This window comes from Paenibacillus sp. NN59, assembly GCF_057597225.1.
Genome location: NZ_CP199678.1, coordinates 1,528,893 through 1,543,514, shown reverse-complemented (window position 1 = coordinate 1,543,514; position 14,622 = coordinate 1,528,893). Strand labels below are relative to the sequence as shown.

Annotated in this window: 23 protein-coding genes; 4 read left to right on the top strand and 19 right to left on the bottom strand. The window is 45.0% G+C overall.

Translation table 11 applies throughout. From position 1 onward, the window contains the following. Positions 1 to 35: 35 nt before the first annotated feature. The 18 genes from ACT89M_RS06665 to ACT89M_RS06580 form a co-directional block, all read right to left on the bottom strand. Entirely contained in the window at positions 36 to 194 is a 159-nt protein-coding gene (locus ACT89M_RS06665; RefSeq protein ID WP_487345095.1) for a DUF6906 family protein, read from the bottom strand. A gap of 12 nt (positions 195 to 206) precedes the next feature. Next, positions 207 to 1,592 (bottom strand): replicative DNA helicase, encoded by a 1,386-nt coding sequence (gene dnaB, locus ACT89M_RS06660; RefSeq protein WP_487345094.1) that lies wholly within the window; start codon positions 1,590 to 1,592, stop codon positions 207 to 209. A 13-nt stretch (positions 1,593 to 1,605) separates the two neighbouring features. Then, positions 1,606 to 1,941, bottom strand: a complete 336-nt coding sequence (locus ACT89M_RS06655) for a replicative helicase loader/inhibitor (protein ID WP_487345093.1) — start codon at positions 1,939 to 1,941, stop codon at positions 1,606 to 1,608. After that, positions 1,928 to 2,884 (bottom strand): hypothetical protein, encoded by a 957-nt coding sequence (locus ACT89M_RS06650; protein ID WP_487345092.1) that lies wholly within the window; start codon positions 2,882 to 2,884, stop codon positions 1,928 to 1,930. The genes ACT89M_RS06655 and ACT89M_RS06650 overlap by 14 nt, the downstream gene beginning before the upstream one ends. Positions 2,885 to 2,897: 13 nt before the next feature. Then, complete coding sequence (locus ACT89M_RS06645; protein WP_487345091.1) at positions 2,898 to 3,182, bottom strand: hypothetical protein; 285 nt, start codon at positions 3,180 to 3,182, stop codon at positions 2,898 to 2,900. After that, on the bottom strand, positions 3,179 to 3,394 hold the full coding sequence (locus ACT89M_RS06640; RefSeq protein ID WP_487345090.1) for a hypothetical protein: 216 nt from the start codon (positions 3,392 to 3,394) through the stop codon (positions 3,179 to 3,181). Before ACT89M_RS06640 ends, ACT89M_RS06645 begins: the two co-directional genes overlap by 4 nt. Then, positions 3,391 to 3,585, bottom strand: coding sequence for a hypothetical protein (locus tag ACT89M_RS06635; protein ID WP_487345089.1), 195 nt, complete (start codon positions 3,583 to 3,585; stop codon positions 3,391 to 3,393). Before ACT89M_RS06635 ends, ACT89M_RS06640 begins: the two co-directional genes overlap by 4 nt. 4 nt (positions 3,586 to 3,589) lie before the next feature. Continuing rightward, a complete protein-coding gene (locus ACT89M_RS06630) occupies positions 3,590 to 4,297 on the bottom strand; it encodes an MBL fold metallo-hydrolase (protein ID WP_487345088.1) in 708 nt (235 codons plus the stop codon). Next, positions 4,297 to 5,334 carry a recombinase family protein gene (locus ACT89M_RS06625; RefSeq protein WP_487345087.1) on the bottom strand — a complete coding sequence of 346 codons (1,038 nt, stop codon included), beginning with the start codon at positions 5,332 to 5,334 and terminating at the stop codon, positions 4,297 to 4,299. Before ACT89M_RS06625 ends, ACT89M_RS06630 begins: the two co-directional genes overlap by 1 nt. Then, entirely contained in the window at positions 5,335 to 7,326 is a 1,992-nt protein-coding gene (locus ACT89M_RS06620) for an ATP-binding protein (protein ID WP_487345086.1), read from the bottom strand. It abuts the gene before it with no gap. Then, complete coding sequence (locus ACT89M_RS06615) at positions 7,323 to 7,526, bottom strand: hypothetical protein (RefSeq protein WP_487345085.1); 204 nt, start codon at positions 7,524 to 7,526, stop codon at positions 7,323 to 7,325. The genes ACT89M_RS06620 and ACT89M_RS06615 overlap by 4 nt, the downstream gene beginning before the upstream one ends. Before the next feature lie 92 nt (positions 7,527 to 7,618). Continuing rightward, on the bottom strand, positions 7,619 to 7,879 hold the full coding sequence (locus ACT89M_RS06610; protein WP_308722453.1) for a hypothetical protein: 261 nt from the start codon (positions 7,877 to 7,879) through the stop codon (positions 7,619 to 7,621). A 78-nt stretch (positions 7,880 to 7,957) separates the two neighbouring features. Next, positions 7,958 to 8,188 (bottom strand): hypothetical protein, encoded by a 231-nt coding sequence (locus tag ACT89M_RS06605; RefSeq protein WP_487345084.1) that lies wholly within the window; start codon positions 8,186 to 8,188, stop codon positions 7,958 to 7,960. Positions 8,189 to 8,193: 5 nt separating this feature from the next. Continuing rightward, a complete protein-coding gene (locus tag ACT89M_RS06600) occupies positions 8,194 to 8,457 on the bottom strand; it encodes a hypothetical protein (protein ID WP_487345083.1) in 264 nt (87 codons plus the stop codon). Between the two features lie 4 nt (positions 8,458 to 8,461). After that, positions 8,462 to 8,701 (bottom strand): helix-turn-helix domain-containing protein, encoded by a 240-nt coding sequence (locus tag ACT89M_RS06595; RefSeq protein WP_487345307.1) that lies wholly within the window; start codon positions 8,699 to 8,701, stop codon positions 8,462 to 8,464. Positions 8,702 to 8,808: 107 nt separating this feature from the next. Further along, positions 8,809 to 9,063, bottom strand: a complete 255-nt coding sequence (locus ACT89M_RS06590; protein ID WP_487345082.1) for a hypothetical protein — start codon at positions 9,061 to 9,063, stop codon at positions 8,809 to 8,811. Further along, positions 9,056 to 9,373, bottom strand: coding sequence for a DNA-binding protein (locus tag ACT89M_RS06585; RefSeq protein WP_487345081.1), 318 nt, complete (start codon positions 9,371 to 9,373; stop codon positions 9,056 to 9,058). Before ACT89M_RS06585 ends, ACT89M_RS06590 begins: the two co-directional genes overlap by 8 nt. Before the next feature lie 42 nt (positions 9,374 to 9,415). Further along, positions 9,416 to 9,658: a helix-turn-helix transcriptional regulator gene (locus tag ACT89M_RS06580; protein ID WP_487345080.1), complete on the bottom strand. Its 243-nt coding sequence runs from the start codon at positions 9,656 to 9,658 to the stop codon at positions 9,416 to 9,418. A 161-nt stretch (positions 9,659 to 9,819) separates the two neighbouring features. Between ACT89M_RS06580 and ACT89M_RS06575 the strand changes: the two genes are divergently transcribed. The 4 genes from ACT89M_RS06575 (at position 9,820) to ACT89M_RS06560 (ending at position 12,908) form a co-directional block, all read left to right on the top strand. After that, positions 9,820 to 10,176 (top strand): helix-turn-helix domain-containing protein, encoded by a 357-nt coding sequence (locus ACT89M_RS06575; RefSeq protein ID WP_487345306.1) that lies wholly within the window; start codon positions 9,820 to 9,822, stop codon positions 10,174 to 10,176. A gap of 58 nt (positions 10,177 to 10,234) precedes the next feature. Further along, the gene (locus ACT89M_RS06570; protein ID WP_487345079.1) at positions 10,235 to 10,969 is read left to right on the top strand and encodes a hypothetical protein; all 735 of its coding nucleotides are present in this window, start codon (positions 10,235 to 10,237) and stop codon (positions 10,967 to 10,969) included. 68 nt (positions 10,970 to 11,037) lie between these two features. Then, positions 11,038 to 11,658: an ImmA/IrrE family metallo-endopeptidase gene (locus ACT89M_RS06565; RefSeq protein ID WP_487345078.1), complete on the top strand. Its 621-nt coding sequence runs from the start codon at positions 11,038 to 11,040 to the stop codon at positions 11,656 to 11,658. Between the two features lie 14 nt (positions 11,659 to 11,672). Further along, positions 11,673 to 12,908: a tyrosine-type recombinase/integrase gene (locus ACT89M_RS06560; RefSeq protein ID WP_487345077.1), complete on the top strand. Its 1,236-nt coding sequence runs from the start codon at positions 11,673 to 11,675 to the stop codon at positions 12,906 to 12,908. Positions 12,909 to 12,988: 80 nt separating this feature from the next. Here the strand turns inward: ACT89M_RS06560 and groL are convergent, their stop codons facing one another. Next, positions 12,989 to 14,620 (bottom strand): chaperonin GroEL, encoded by a 1,632-nt coding sequence (groL, locus tag ACT89M_RS06555; protein WP_090918203.1) that lies wholly within the window; start codon positions 14,618 to 14,620, stop codon positions 12,989 to 12,991. Positions 14,621 to 14,622 lie beyond the last annotated feature (2 nt).

Below are 14,622 nucleotides of genomic sequence, written 5' to 3'. Positions count from 1 at the left end.
CTCGTACACTGACCATCTGTTTAAAGTGCCGTCCATCATGCTCCCCGCCGAATAGTTCTCGGTTTACCTGAATACCGATGAACGATGACCATTTGGTCCGGTAAATCTCTTTCGACCAACCAGTTCTCTGCGCTCAAGCCATTGGCTTTAATCTCAATTTTCTGCCGTTTTGTCGGCCGTTTCCCCTGTTTCATGTCCGTTCCTCCTTATGCCCATTGGCGTTTATTCATGTCCTTTGGCTGTTGTGACTGCTGCGGTGGTGTTGGTCCAAAAGCATCGTTATGAGTGCGTTCGTAGTTGACAAATTTATTAAATTGCTTCAGGAAGACCAGCTCCACCGTTCCGACCGGACCATTCCGCTGCTTGCCGATGATAATTTCGATGATATTGCGTTTTTCCGACTCTTGGTTGTAGTAGTCGTCCCGGTACAGGAAGGCTACGATGTCGGCATCTTGCTCGATAGAACCGGATTCCCGAAGGTCGGACATCATCGGACGCTTGTCCTGCCGTTGTTCGACTGCCCGGCTGAGCTGGGATAATGCGATTACTGGAACATCAAGTTCGCGCGCCAAGTGCTTCAATGTCCGGCTGATCATGGAAACTTCCTGCTGCCGGTTTTCGCTAGCTTTACCGCGTACTCCAGCGACTTCGATAAGCTGCAGGTAATCGATCACGATCATTGCCAAACCCTTTTCCTTCTTGAGCCTGCGACACTTGGAACAGATGTCCTGAATAGTGATCCCTGCCGAATCGTCGACGTAAATGTTTGTTTCGGCCAAGGTTCCGATAGCTTTGGTCATCTTGATCCAGTCTTCATCTTGAATGTCACCCATCCGAATCGAACTAGCATCGACATTCCCTTCTGAACTGACAAGTCGCTGGGCGAACTGTCCGTCAGACATCTCCAAACTGAAAAGTGCCACTGCATCGTTCGTATTCTTAGCGACATTTTGCGTGATGTTCAGTGCAAAAGCCGTCTTACCTACGGATGGCCGTGCCGCGACGATAATAAGGTCACTGCGTTGCAATCCACCTGTGATGCTGTCCAAGTCTTTAAATCCAGTGTGTAGCCCGTTGACGATTCCGTTCTTTACGTTGTATACCCGCGTCTCTACGTCATCCACGAACCGCATGAGCACTTCTTTAATAGGCTTGAAATCCTGCTTTGGTGCAGCTCGGTCAACAATCTTGGTTTGGGATCGCTGGGCACTCGCCAGCAGCTGTGATACTTCTGTTCCACTAGCAGCCTGTTGTATCTGCAAGAAACTGGTTTGCATGAACTCTCGGCGGATAGATAGGTCTTTCAACTGCTCAAAGTAGTAAGACGCGTTTGCCACTGTTGGTACGCTTTCTGCAAGTTCGGACAAATAAGGGACGCCCCCGATATCTTCCAACTCACCATTGTCTTTTAAGCGCCCCACTATCGTCATAAGGTCAATTGGTTGTTGCCCTTCATACAGTTCAGAAATGGCCCCATATATCAAGGAATGAGACTTGTTATAAAACACATCTGGAGTCAGTCCGTCCGCATGTTCCATAACCTCACTGGATTCAAGGATCATCGCACCCAAAGCTGCTTGTTCAAACTCCATGCTGTACGGTAACTCAATTCCTCCGAAGCTTTGCAAGTAAATCATCCTTCCATCCGGGCGGCGGTAGCGTGGCCAACTTCCGGGTTACTTCTCTTTGATTTAGGTAAGCCCTGGTTGCTTCCAGTTCCCGTTCTCTTGCAGACTGATCAGCGGCGAATCCTCGTATTTCAGAAATCTTGGGATAAAAACTGTTTGTTTCAATGTGCCGTTGAACGTTTTGTACAGCTGTTTCAAAAGGGAAATCTTTCAGTGCCCTGAGATGGCGATCCACGTTTTCGTCACTGTCATCAAAGTTTGGATATTCATCGGTTATCAAAACGAATAACCTCAACACATCAGCTCTTTCCACGAGCCTCCTCCTCTCTCAACCTTTGCTGTAAATTCGCTCTCTTTTGTTGTTGGCGGCTCAGCCTGCGTGGTTGCGTAGCCGCTGGCGTTGCCGAACTTGGAACAAGGTAAGGTCTAGCATGCTGCTGTTCCGGTGCTTGATGAATTTTCCAAGCCTCCTCGATCCCTTCCACGTAGTACAAAAAACTCTTAGGAAGCTTGAACGTGTTTCCCTCGCGTTGACGTTTTGCCTCCAGTAGGCTTGCCATAGTTCGGATGGTAAAAGGGTTAGGCGTACCTCCGGCGACCATCTTACCCATGGCTAAACGCTCTTTCTGAGAAACATTAAAATCCAGTTTGTTGTGCATCTTGCAATAGGCATCCAATATTTCAATCATCCCATCCCCCGAAGGAACAGGATTCAAAATGTCATCCCATGAATCCGAAGACTCTGCAGAAATAATAGCAGTAGTAGTAATAAGATCTTTAATATCTTTTAGATCGGACAGTTTTGTCTGATCACTTGCTGACTGATCGGACAATTTTGTCTTATCACTTTGGTTGTGATCGGACATTTCTGTCTGATCACCGACTTCGGAATTTGGTGATTTTGGAGATTCTGCCTCGAGTGATCGGACAGTCTTGTCTGATCGCTTCTTCGAATTTCGAACCTTCAAAATCAATCCTCTTGGTGCCCTGGTCACTTCAATGTACTTGTTGGTTTCAAGGTCATTTAACCAGCGACTAACTGTCTTGTCGTTGATCCCAAAATACTCAGCTATCTCGGACAGCTTCATTGGCTTACCGCCGAGGACAACGCCCCAGACAGTCCCTTCCTCTTCAATCTCCTTCGTAGTTGAACTGATGCACCAGAGGAATAGCCATATCGCGTTGCCTATGTTCTTGTAGTGGTCTGGCTCCAAGATGCCGGAATAGATCGGAAACGGGTAACTGCCTTCGGGCATAACGCTCATCCCCTTAATGCTTTGAACTTGTTACAGCGTAAACGGCGACATCAAACTTGCTTTCCGTACCTGTTACTTCTTCAATGACCGTCTGGATACCACGTCCGAAATGTGAAACTAAATCGTTAATGGCTTGCGGCATTTGGTCCGGTTCGGTGATAATAGCAGCTTGTGCTCCCAGCGAGAAAGCAACATCTCGCAAATGCGACTGGATAGCTTCCGGCCCTTCGACAACGGCTTCTTCGAACATATCTTGAAGCTGATTAAATACTGCCTTCCTTTGCTGCTTTGTGGTCATATCGCACGCTCCCTCATCGTTTTTTCTTTCCAAGCCTTGTCCCCCAGGCAACGAGCGGGTGTCACTTCAAAATGACGTCTGCCCTGCACATAGGAAACGAAAAGGCCTGATGACCGTTCATAGTACATCCCGTTTAAAACTCGCGGTGTTGGTGAATTTGGTTGCGTCTGAATGGATGAGAACAAATCGAGTTGAATAGGTTTGCCACTCATTGATCACGCCTCCTTTTGTCTTGCAGGAATACATGCGGGTACTTGACTCGTTTGACCTCCCAATCCGGGTACCCGCGTTCAAAGTACGCCCGTGTTTCCCGTTGAAATGCTGCCTTGTCAGTATCAAACAGTAGCCAGATCCGCTTACCCATCATGCTCTTTAACAGAGGCTTGCCAGTGAGATCATCCATGTGATCACCTACCCGCTACATACACTTGCTTGCCTGTCAGTGCTGCAATTTCACGCTTGAACAGCGCTTCGTCACTGTTGTTGTCCGACAAATGGAGCAAGTGAATTTCTTTTACACGACGCATGTCATTCGCCCGTATGAAGTCCTTCACGTTCTCCAGGCTAAAGTGAGAACGGAGCAGACGATTTTTGAGAACCACCGGCACACGGCCAGCGGCAATATTTTGATTAAGAATTTGAATGGAATAATTGCACTCCACCATGATGTGAGTGAGTCCAGTAAACCGATGCTTGATGTAATAGGTATCAGTTGCGAACAGAAGCTTGTCTCCCGCCGTATTAGCCAGAAGGAAGCCCAAGGGCTCCGCGGCATCATGCTGTGTATCAAAAGGCAGAATCGACCATGTACCTATGGTGAATGGCTCAAGCGCCGATACACGTCGCACACGATGACTATCTATCCCTAAAGCATCAGCAGTACCGGCACTGGTGTATATGTCCACTCCGGCCTTGATCAGATCCTTGACAGCGCCGCTATGGTCACCGTGTTCGTGGGTCACTAGGCATCCGGCCAACGATGATACTTGGAAGGCAAGGCCACGTTGAATATCTCTGTAACGAAGCCCTGCATCCAACAGGAGCGGGGTTTTCCCGTCTGTAATCCGGTAGGCATTTCCTGCGCTACTGGATCCCAGGGATGTAATATCAATCATCAGAAACCAGGTCCATTGCCATCAGACGAACCCTCATCACCGAAAGTCATTTCAGGCTGTCCATCTCCTGAAGGTTGATTATCGTTAGGAACATCATCCAGGTGTTGTGGGGTAACATCGATTACGTCACGATTTGCATTCGCTCTGATCTCTTCTGAAACCTCAGCATCTGACAAGTCGCTCTCGATCTGTTTCAGGCGCAGATAATCATCATCAATCTTCTGTGAGTCAATGGTAATATCGTTGTGCGCCGCACGATAAACGGTTTTCCAGACCATTTTGTCGTACCATCCTTCCACCTTTTCCGTACCTACCTTTTTCCCTTTCTCCCATTTGTCTTTCTCGCCTCCCCAGAACTCAGCACTAGCTTTTTCTGGTTTTCTTTTCTCAATCTCCTTGAGCGTCATCATGACCAACTTGTTTTTCTCAGGGGTTTTGATAAAAGAGTGAAAATAAAATCCACCAAGGATGGTTCCACGGTCAAAAGGGTTTTTTATCTCAAATTCATAACTTTCATGTGGGTGATTTGCATCTTTCTTAATAGGTGCAAAGTAATCATTTGAGTAAACCAGCTCAACAGTTACATGGTCCGGAACTTCCAAGCCGTATTTTACTGATTTGAGTTCAATGCCCCGGTACCCTTCGATAAAGCCGATATCGTACTTACCTGTATTGTTGTTTTTAAAAGGGATCAGATTGATGTGATTTGCTTGAGCTGGGTCAAATCCGATCCGTGCATAAGCAACTACATCGCGTGACAACTTATCCATGTTCACATTCGCCCAAGTCATAGGAACAGGATCACGATACTGATCAGATTTCTTCAGACGCTTTTCTTCTGCAGTCTTCAGCACTCCATCTAAAGCAATGAAGTAATTCTGTGCAAGACGTTTCTGGAAGTTAGTAAGAGCAACCTCGCCGACGCTTGAACCAAATTCAGAAATGACTTTGGCCATAAAACGTTCAGATTGTGTTGGCTCTGTTTTAGCAATAGCTTGCTCCCCTGTTTGGGGAGCTTGTTGATCTTGTTTAGACAATTAAATCGCCTCCTGGATGTCGTTATGTTCTAAGCGAAGCTTTTTGTCGTCCTCTGAAACTACCAAGCGGATCACTTGGGCATCTGTATCGATGAGCTGCGTCACGGCTTCGGCATTGTCGACAAATATCGGTGCTGAGAACCCGTAATGCTGTCCCAGCGTGTTGATGATGTCCAAGCCTACATTGATACGGGCGGCATTGTTCAGACCACCTTCATATGGCACGCCGTTATAAAGCGTCTTGCAGACATCTTTCAAACCGCCATTGATCTGTTCTTCGAACAAACGGAACCGCGCATGTTTAAATTTGCTGTTGATCTTGGATTCCAACATGCTGACCTTCGTCCGGGTGAACTCTTCTGTAAGGAACAACTCGTGTTCCAACTTCTCAAACTCTCCCGCAAGCTTCCGCTCTTCCTCGCTCAGCTCAGCGATGCGTTTCTCAGTAGCCGCGACCGCCGCCAATTTCGCTTTATCTGCTTCCAGATCGTCCACTTGGGCACGAATCAGCCTAATCTCTGCTTGCACCTTACCGATAGCATCCGAGGAAGAAGAACGAAGTTGCTCGATCTCTGCACGTACTATCTCAGCTTCACGTTGTTTTGATTGATACTTGGTATTGTCAGCAGGATCAGCAATGTTGGTTTGTAAGCTTTGCAGGGTAGCTTCGGCAGCCAAAATTTCCGCTGCTTTCGATGCGATTTCCTCCTGCAGCTGGGCCATTTCTCTATTGAGTTTTTGCAATTCTTCTTCGAGATTGCGCTTTTCAGCTGCCGCAAGCTTGCCATCGGCACTAATTGCTTCAAGTCGCTTGGACTTGTCCAAATTGAAGGCTTCAAGCGCTTTGTCCTGTGCTGATTGCAACTGATCTTCAGGAAGGGCTTGTCCACATGTTGGGCAGTTGGCATCATGCTGATGCTCATGAACTGGATACTGAAGGCTATCAAGGGACGTCCATTCTTCACGCAACCTTTTAACTTGGCTATCAGCACGCGCAATCTGGCTTTTATAACGATCTGCTTCACGTTGCCCAGCTGAGAGCCGAGATTGCAATTCAGAAGCTTCACCGCGCAATTGCGATAGTCTTGTTTGTTGCTCGTGGACTGCCTTCAAACCATCAGCCTGAACACGTTGCTTAAACTCCGACAGTTCGGTGTTTATCTCACGCAAGCGGATCTCCTTGGCTGACAATTCGCCTCCTGACTGTATCCGTTGAAGCTCAGCGGTTTTGGCGTCAACCCTGCCGCGCATCGTATCGATGTCCTCTTGCAACAATTCAGCGTCCAAGTCAGAAACATCTGGCATGCTGCGGCGGGCTTCGTCAATGCGGACAGGGATTTTCTCCAACTCTTTATTGATCTCTGATCGACGAGCTGCGATCACTTTGCGGTGATCCTCAAGACTACGGTCGCCCAGGATGTCCGCCAGCGGTGCAAGTTGCTTATTACCTGCAATAATCTCGCTGTCCGTCATATCCCCACACACATCAAGCAAAACCTTACGCCGTGCATCTGGTTTAAGAATCTCGTTAAAGTAAGCAGGATTGGTCAACAACTTGAAGATATCTTCACTGATCAGTGCATCAATCTCAGCTTTGTATTGACCTTGTTTGACTGGAACACCATCCACGTAATAATCCGTTGTATGTCCCCCAAATTCAGCCGCTGCTTGTCCCCGTTTACGTGTCCACTTCTCAGCGAACACCTTTTTGAAAGAACGACGACGACGATCAACCATCAAGATAGCTTCGACTTCATGTTGCAAGCCGTGTTCAACAACTTTCCCGTTCTCATCCAGGCCTTTGATTTCGAAGTCTGTCCGGTTCTGGCTGTCTTTTCCGAACAGTGTCCATACGAATCCATCAAATAAAGTTGTCTTGCCTGTAGCGTTATCACCGTAAGCGGATATGTTCTTTCCGTCAGCATCCAATACAAAATCCCGTAACCCTTTAAAGTTGCGGAGGGTTAGGGATATCAGTGTGATCTGTTTCATGCGCTCTGCTCCTTTGCTTTGAAATGCTGGCTAATTGCATCAGCAACAGCCGCAAGCTGATCGTCATCGGCCAATAGTTCGACTGAACCAAATGAACCGGAAACAGAAAGGATAGCAGGTGTGTAATGCATCGCTGGCTTAACAGCAGCATCAATGGTCTGAGCGGATAAATCGACAGTGATAGCAGTCGTTTTACTCATAACGTCCTCCTTGTTTGACACGGCCACCCATGGTAAGATGACCGTGTATACTATTCAATTTTCAATGTTCTGAGATAGCCCGCTGCAACGGGCTATTTTTCTTTTGTAAAGATACTGCGGGGCGCTTCCCCATCTTCTGCGATTGTCTTCCAGTCAACTATCACTGGTGCATTCTCAATGCTGGCTATCAATTGACCATTCTCATCCAGTACATAAAACTCGGAATGAACGCGATCCGGAAACTCTTCCCCCACCTGCTTGATCTCAATGACCTCGCGGCCTTCAATTTCGGTACCGACTTCAAACACGCGAGTCGGGTTGCTGACAACAGTCAGCCGATGAATAATTTGCACGGGTTGTCCTCCCTTCATATGTATTTGCGGTTACCCGCGACGCCTCACGGCGTTTCGTCCGCTACCGCAGCGGACTCATCAGGCGGTAATTTGTTCTATGGCTATCACTGCACGGACCATGTACTCCGTCGGCAACTCTCTCAGACTAGTAGCAGCATTCTGCCAGCTTAAGAAAACATTCATTCGCTCACTACGGTAGTTCTCAATACTGGAAGCTGCTTCTGTTGCTAGAACTGAACTACTCGCCCTCAAAGCCAAGGTGGAAGCAACATAGTTGTCGATAATCATCTGTGCCAGTTGTTCGTTCATACTGATTACCCCTTGCGCTTTTGCTCGGGAGACGATAAAATGAGCAACACAAGAGACTTTAACCGAGTTCTCAAACCAAGCGTTCGGCCCGCCAGCCGGACGTTTTTCATTTCTGCTTCCGCAAACCGGATCATCCGGTTAAGATATTCCTCTGCATTTTCCAATCTTCCAGGCAACATTCTTTCAGGTTCGTTTTGTATCAGTCGTAAGTTATGTAGAGAATGTTTTCCTGCCTGCAGCGCTTCGGCTGCCAGTTTTTCACGAGTCATTCATTTATCCCCCTATCAATCTTTGAATCATGCCAACCCCATCCATCCCGTACAAAAATGTGACTATGACTTCCCTGGCTCCTGTAACTTCAGCCCAGTTCATCATCGTGTTCATATCTGGTACCTTGTGATCCTTCTCAAATTTTGAAACGCAGGCTTGTGTTCTATTGAGCTTGTCCGCCAACTGTTCTTGGGTAAGACCAGCTTTTTCACGACAAGCCCGCATTATTGCCCCAAACTTCATTTCCAACCAAGTTCACCCCCTCTCAGGAATATTCCAAATCGGAATGGCAGTGCTATTATCAAGGGGAGTATTATATCCGTAGGAGCTTCCCCAGCTTTGTGATCCCTTCATCGTCCGCCAGTAGCCGGTACAGCTTCGGCGGATTTTCTTATTTCATCTAGGCGAGCTTGGGTTGTCTCTTTTAAGATCAGTAATTCATCAATCGTGATCTCTTCCGGGTTATCAGTGTGACGCCGGGAGTACAACGTTTGCTGAAGAGCTTCATCAGGCTCCATACCTTTGAGTAACACTCTTATTGCAGCACCAGCTACACACATGCAGCTTGGGAGGTCTTCCGATACCAATGTAACGTCATCAAGCAACGCCTCCTCGCTGTTCCCAGTATCCTTTGGCGTTGTCTTTCACCCAGTCGGTATGCTCATCAATCCAAATCATTAGTGAGTGAAAGGGGACTCTTGGATGCCCAAACTCACGAATCACTGGGAAGTCTTCTCTGTTTAAAAGTTCAGTTGCTTTTGTAGCACCGATTTTCAAGAACTCCATCAATTCCTTCTTATCCATTAAGATTGGATGAGTTTGAGAAGAAGCAAAGGGTGATTGCTCGATCGCCTTCTGAACAGCCGACATGATCATTTGTTCCAGTTCACTCGGATTGACTTCAATTTTGAACATATTGAGGACTCCTTTCTTTTATGGTTTTGGTTGTTCGTAACATCAAACAACTTCTTTATCAGTGTTAACCTCACTTTTTTGTTCTTTAAAGGAACATTTCTCTTCAAAAAAAAGTTCCCATTGAAAACATAATACTTTTGCTATTGATTTAGCTGTATTTACAGATGGTGTTTTATTCCCATTCTCAATGTTAGTGTAATAACTGCGTGAAATTTCAGCCTCATCAGCAACTACAACTTGTGTTTTGTTAGCAATTTCACGGAACTCTTTGAGCCATAGTCTCATATAATCACCTCCACGAATGTTCCTTTAAGTAACTTTATATCCGAATTATATGTTACTAAAAGGAACAAGTCAATACAAAGTTATACTTTTAGGAACATTTGTTTAAAGTTTCTTAAAGGAACATTATAATAAATGTATCCTCAATAAAGTTGGTGTCTAATATGGAAAAGGTATTCTCTAAAAGACTAAAGTCTGAAAGAGAACGGAAGAAGGCTTCTGAATCTAAATGGACCCAAGGATATGTGGCCGATATAATCGGAGTAGCACGTCCTACCTACACAGCCTATGAAAATGGAACAAAAGAACCCCCATTGGATACATTGAACAAGATCGCTGATCTTTTTGAAGTTTCTTTAGATTACTTGCAAGGACGTTCAGTTTCTCGTCAGCCTTCAGGTGGTAGTGCCTACATTGATGGCGGTAAAGGATGGACGGAAGAAGAAAAAGAAGTGGCTAATGCAGCTATACAAGCGTGGAGAGAAATGAAGAAGAAACAAATGGAGTCGAACGATAATTAATCACATAGTTTTATAGCAACTTTCCCAGCCGATGGGTTATCAAAAGGACGAACGAAATTTGAAAAAGATAATTTTAGCTTTAATTGTGGTATTTGCTGTTACAGGGTGTTCTAATAAGACTCAGACGCAAGAAACAGTTGAGTCAAAAGCAACAAAGACACTCAGTGAAGATTCTTCAAATGAGAAATCAACTGTGAGCGACGAAGAGAAAGAGAAAATTGAACCTGCCTTTGGCATGCAGGCAAAGGATCAAGGAAAGTTGCCACCTGTGATTGACGGTGTTTTAACTGTCGCTGGACAAACTACCCCTTTTGAATATGGAGGTACCTTAGAATTAAAAAAAATAATTGAACCAAAGAAGACAATCAAGAGTGGCCCACTCAACATTACCATCCAAAGTATAAAGCTCTTTGAAGTAACGGGACTATCCGATGAATACCATGCTTCATTCAGCCAAAGAGCAGGAATTAAAGTTGGTTCTACAATTAACTACGTTCAAATTTTCTACGAGATGAAAAATACCAACGATCATGACGTAGAGTTTTTTGGAATGGATAAAATTGTTCTCAGTAATGGTCAACAAATTGAAAGAACAAATAGTTTTATTAAATCAACTTTCGGTGATTCTGTATTCTATGGACCAGTAATACAAAAAGAAACTCTAGCTTTATTGTATGATGGGAATTCTGATGAAATAAGCTCAATTCGTCTGATTTTTGGACCCGTTTACGATGCTGAAGACAAAGGTATTACTACATTATCCGATACTAAAAAGCTTGATTTAAAATTTTAGCCCTTCCGGGCTTTTCTTTTCAAACAAAAACCGAACATATGTACTTATTAACAAGGGGAAATGGCACAATGCTTCCATATTATGAACCAACAGAAACAGAGCTGTTGATCTGCGATTTGTATCAAGCGTTTGGCATTAATCATCCGTACGAACTGGATATTGACCTGATTGCCTCCATTTGGGGGGCTGATATCATTTATTACAATGGAAAACCGAAGTCACACTGGGAAGATTGGGGCAGTGTTATTTTTTTAAACAAGAACTCTTCACTGAAACAACGAAGATCAGACTTTTTTCATGAACTGGCTCACATTGTGCGCCATGAGGGCAATCAGGATGAACTCCCAGAGCTCTTTGTAGATCTGCAAGAGATACAAGCCTCGAACTTCTGCTTAATCGCTTCTATGCCTTATTATCTTCTTCCTACGCCATTAGATATGACATGGAGTGAGTATATCGGGCTCCTTTCAGAAGAGTTCAGAGTACCAATTGAGGTAGCTGCGGATCGTGCAGAACACATCGCCTCCAGGCTTCATGAAGAGTATCACAGACACCGTGAGGATATTGAACTTACTAAAGATAAAATTCAAATTGCTGTCTCTTTATTCCGTTCTTCTCAACCGAAGAGCCCTTCCAAAGAAACACTCCGTCTTCTTCAACAACTTAAAAAACAGATTAATGCATTTTAAGGAGCTGATAGCACATGGCATCTTACACGAAAATCAAAGCCAATAATAAGCAAGGCTATAAGTGGATTTGTACATTGGAGGGGCCTCCTGATCCTGTTACAGGTAAGAGAAAGCAAATACCACGGCGAGGGGATTCACAGAAAGAAGCACTTGCTCGTGCTCAAAAAGTCTTGGATGATCTTACACATCACGGGATAGACTCTAAAAAAAATAAAAAACTGCCGTTTGAAGAGGTTGCAGCTGACTGGCTTAAAACATATTCAAAAGGTGAAGTAAAAGAAAGTACTGTTAGAATTCGGAGTAAAGAAGTTAAAATCCTTGAAAGATATATACGTAAAATCAATATTGATAAAATATCTCACAAGCAGTATCAAAACATTCTTAATGACTTGGATGACGAGAATTACGCTAGAACAACTATTGAAGGTGTTCACGTTACGGCTAATATGATTATGAAGTATGCAATTAAACATAAAATGCGATTGGACAATCCTTGTACTGGGGCTATCATTCCAACAAAAAAATTAACTGTGGAAGAAATTGAAAATACATCAATAGAAGATGGGTATCTGGAGAAGAATGAGCTTACGGAGTTCCTACATGCTGTGTTTTTGCACGGTATGGACATGGACATTGAACGCTTCTATTTGTTGGCTTTTTCTGGGCTGAGATCTGGGGAACTTTGCGCTTTGAAGTGGACAGACGCAAACTTTGAGACAAACGAGATCCGGGTTACCAAAACTTTGTATAACGAAAATAATAACATGAAGATGTACAAACTTACTCCTCCAAAAACTGAAGGGTCGATACGAACATTTGAAATAGATGAAATGGTAATGGATTTACTAAAAAAACATTACCAGAAGCAAAAACAAGCGATTATTGAATTCAAGAAAATGATGCCTGGTTATCATGACGGAAATTTCATATTCTGCAGAGCAAACGGATACCCTTTTATACAAAAAAACGTGCTTAACAGAATGAACAGAATACTTAAACACACATCAATCACTAAAGAAGCTACCCCGCACATCTTCCGCCATACTCATATCAGCATGCTATCAGAAGCAGGGGTTGATTTAAAAACGATCATGAAACGAGTTGGACACGATGACCCAGAAACCACTTTAAAGATTTATACTCATGTAACTGATAAAATGAAGAAAGATGCCAATGAGAAAATAAGAATTCATTTTGCGGATATTTTAGATTTCAATTTCAATAAAGAACCTGCTTTGCAGGAAATGTGATTTTTTCGTGATTTAATAACAAAAGGCTCCCTCTCGGGAGCCTTTAAAATAGCGGTATTACAGGCTTTTTGTAGCCTAACTTACATCATGCCGCCCATTCCACCCATGCCGCCCATGTCAGGAGCGCCAGCAGCGCCTGCAGGTTCTGGCTTGTCAGCGATAACCGCTTCAGTAGTCAGGAACATGGCTGCTACGGAAGCCGCGTTTTGCAGTGCATAACGTGTTACTTTCGCAGGGTCAACGATACCTGCTTCGATCATGTTAACCCACTCGCCAGTTGCAGCGTTGAAACCTACGCCAACTTGCTCTTTTTTCAGACGTTCCACGATTACGGAACCTTCTTCACCAGCGTTAGCCGCGATTGTGCGGATTGGCGCTTCCAGAGCTTTCAGTACGATGTTCACACCTGTTTGCTCGTCGCCGGACAATGCTACACCAGCAACAGCATGATATACGTTCAGAAGCGCAGTACCACCACCGGATACGATACCTTCTTCAACCGCAGCGCGAGTTGCGTTCAGGGCATCTTCGATACGCAGTTTGCGTTCTTTCAATTCAGTTTCAGTTGCCGCACCGACTTTGATTACTGCTACACCGCCGGACAGTTTAGCCAGACGCTCTTGCAGTTTCTCTTTGTCGAACTCGGAAGTTGTTTCTTCCAATTGTGTACGGATTTGGCTAACACGAGCATCGATATCGGATTTGTTACCAGCACCGTCAACGATGATTGTGTTTTCTTTCGTAACACGGATCTGACGAGCTGTACCCAATTGTTCCACAACTGCGGATTTCAGGTCCAGACCGAGTTCTTCCGTAATTACTTGGCCACCAGTCAGGGCAGCGATATCTTGCAACATTGCTTTACGACGGTCACCGAAGCCTGGAGCTTTAACCGCTACAGCATTGAATGTACCACGCAGTTTGTTCACAACCAGCATCGCCAGTGCTTCGCCTTCGATATCTTCAGCGATCAGTACGAGCGGTTTGCCTTGTTGAACGATTTTCTCAAGCAATGGCAGGATGTCTTGCGTGCTGGAGATTTTTTTGTCTGTGATCAAGATGTACGGGTTGTCGAGAACTGCTTCCATTTTGTCCGTATCTGTGATCATATATGGAGAGATGTATCCGCGGTCGAATTGCATACCTTCTACCACTTCAAGCTCCGTTGCGAATCCACGGGATTCTTCAACAGTGATTACACCGTCTTTACCCACTTTTTCCATAGCTTCAGCGATCAGTTCGCCTACTTCTTCGTCAGCTGCAGAGATTGCCGCTACTTGTGCGATGGATTGTTTAGTCTCAACCGGTTTGGAGATGGATTGCAGTTCAGCAACCGCAGCTTTAACCGCTTTGTCGATCCCTTTACGGATACCGATTGGGCTAGCGCCTGCAGTTACGTTTTTCAAACCTTCTGTGATCAGGGCTTGAGCAAGCACTGTCGCAGTTGTTGTACCGTCACCGGCAACATCGTTTGTTTTCGTTGCAACTTCTTTAACCAGTTGTGCACCCATGTTTTCGAATGCATCTTCCAGTTCGATTTCTTTTGCAATGGTTACACCGTCATTTGTGATGAGCGGGCTTCCGAATTTTTTCTCCAGAACCACGTTACGGCCTTTTGGTCCGAGCGTTACTTTCACTGCGTTAGCCAATGCATCCACACCACGAAGCATGGAGCGACGAGCGTCTTCACTGAATTTAATGTCTTTAGCCATTT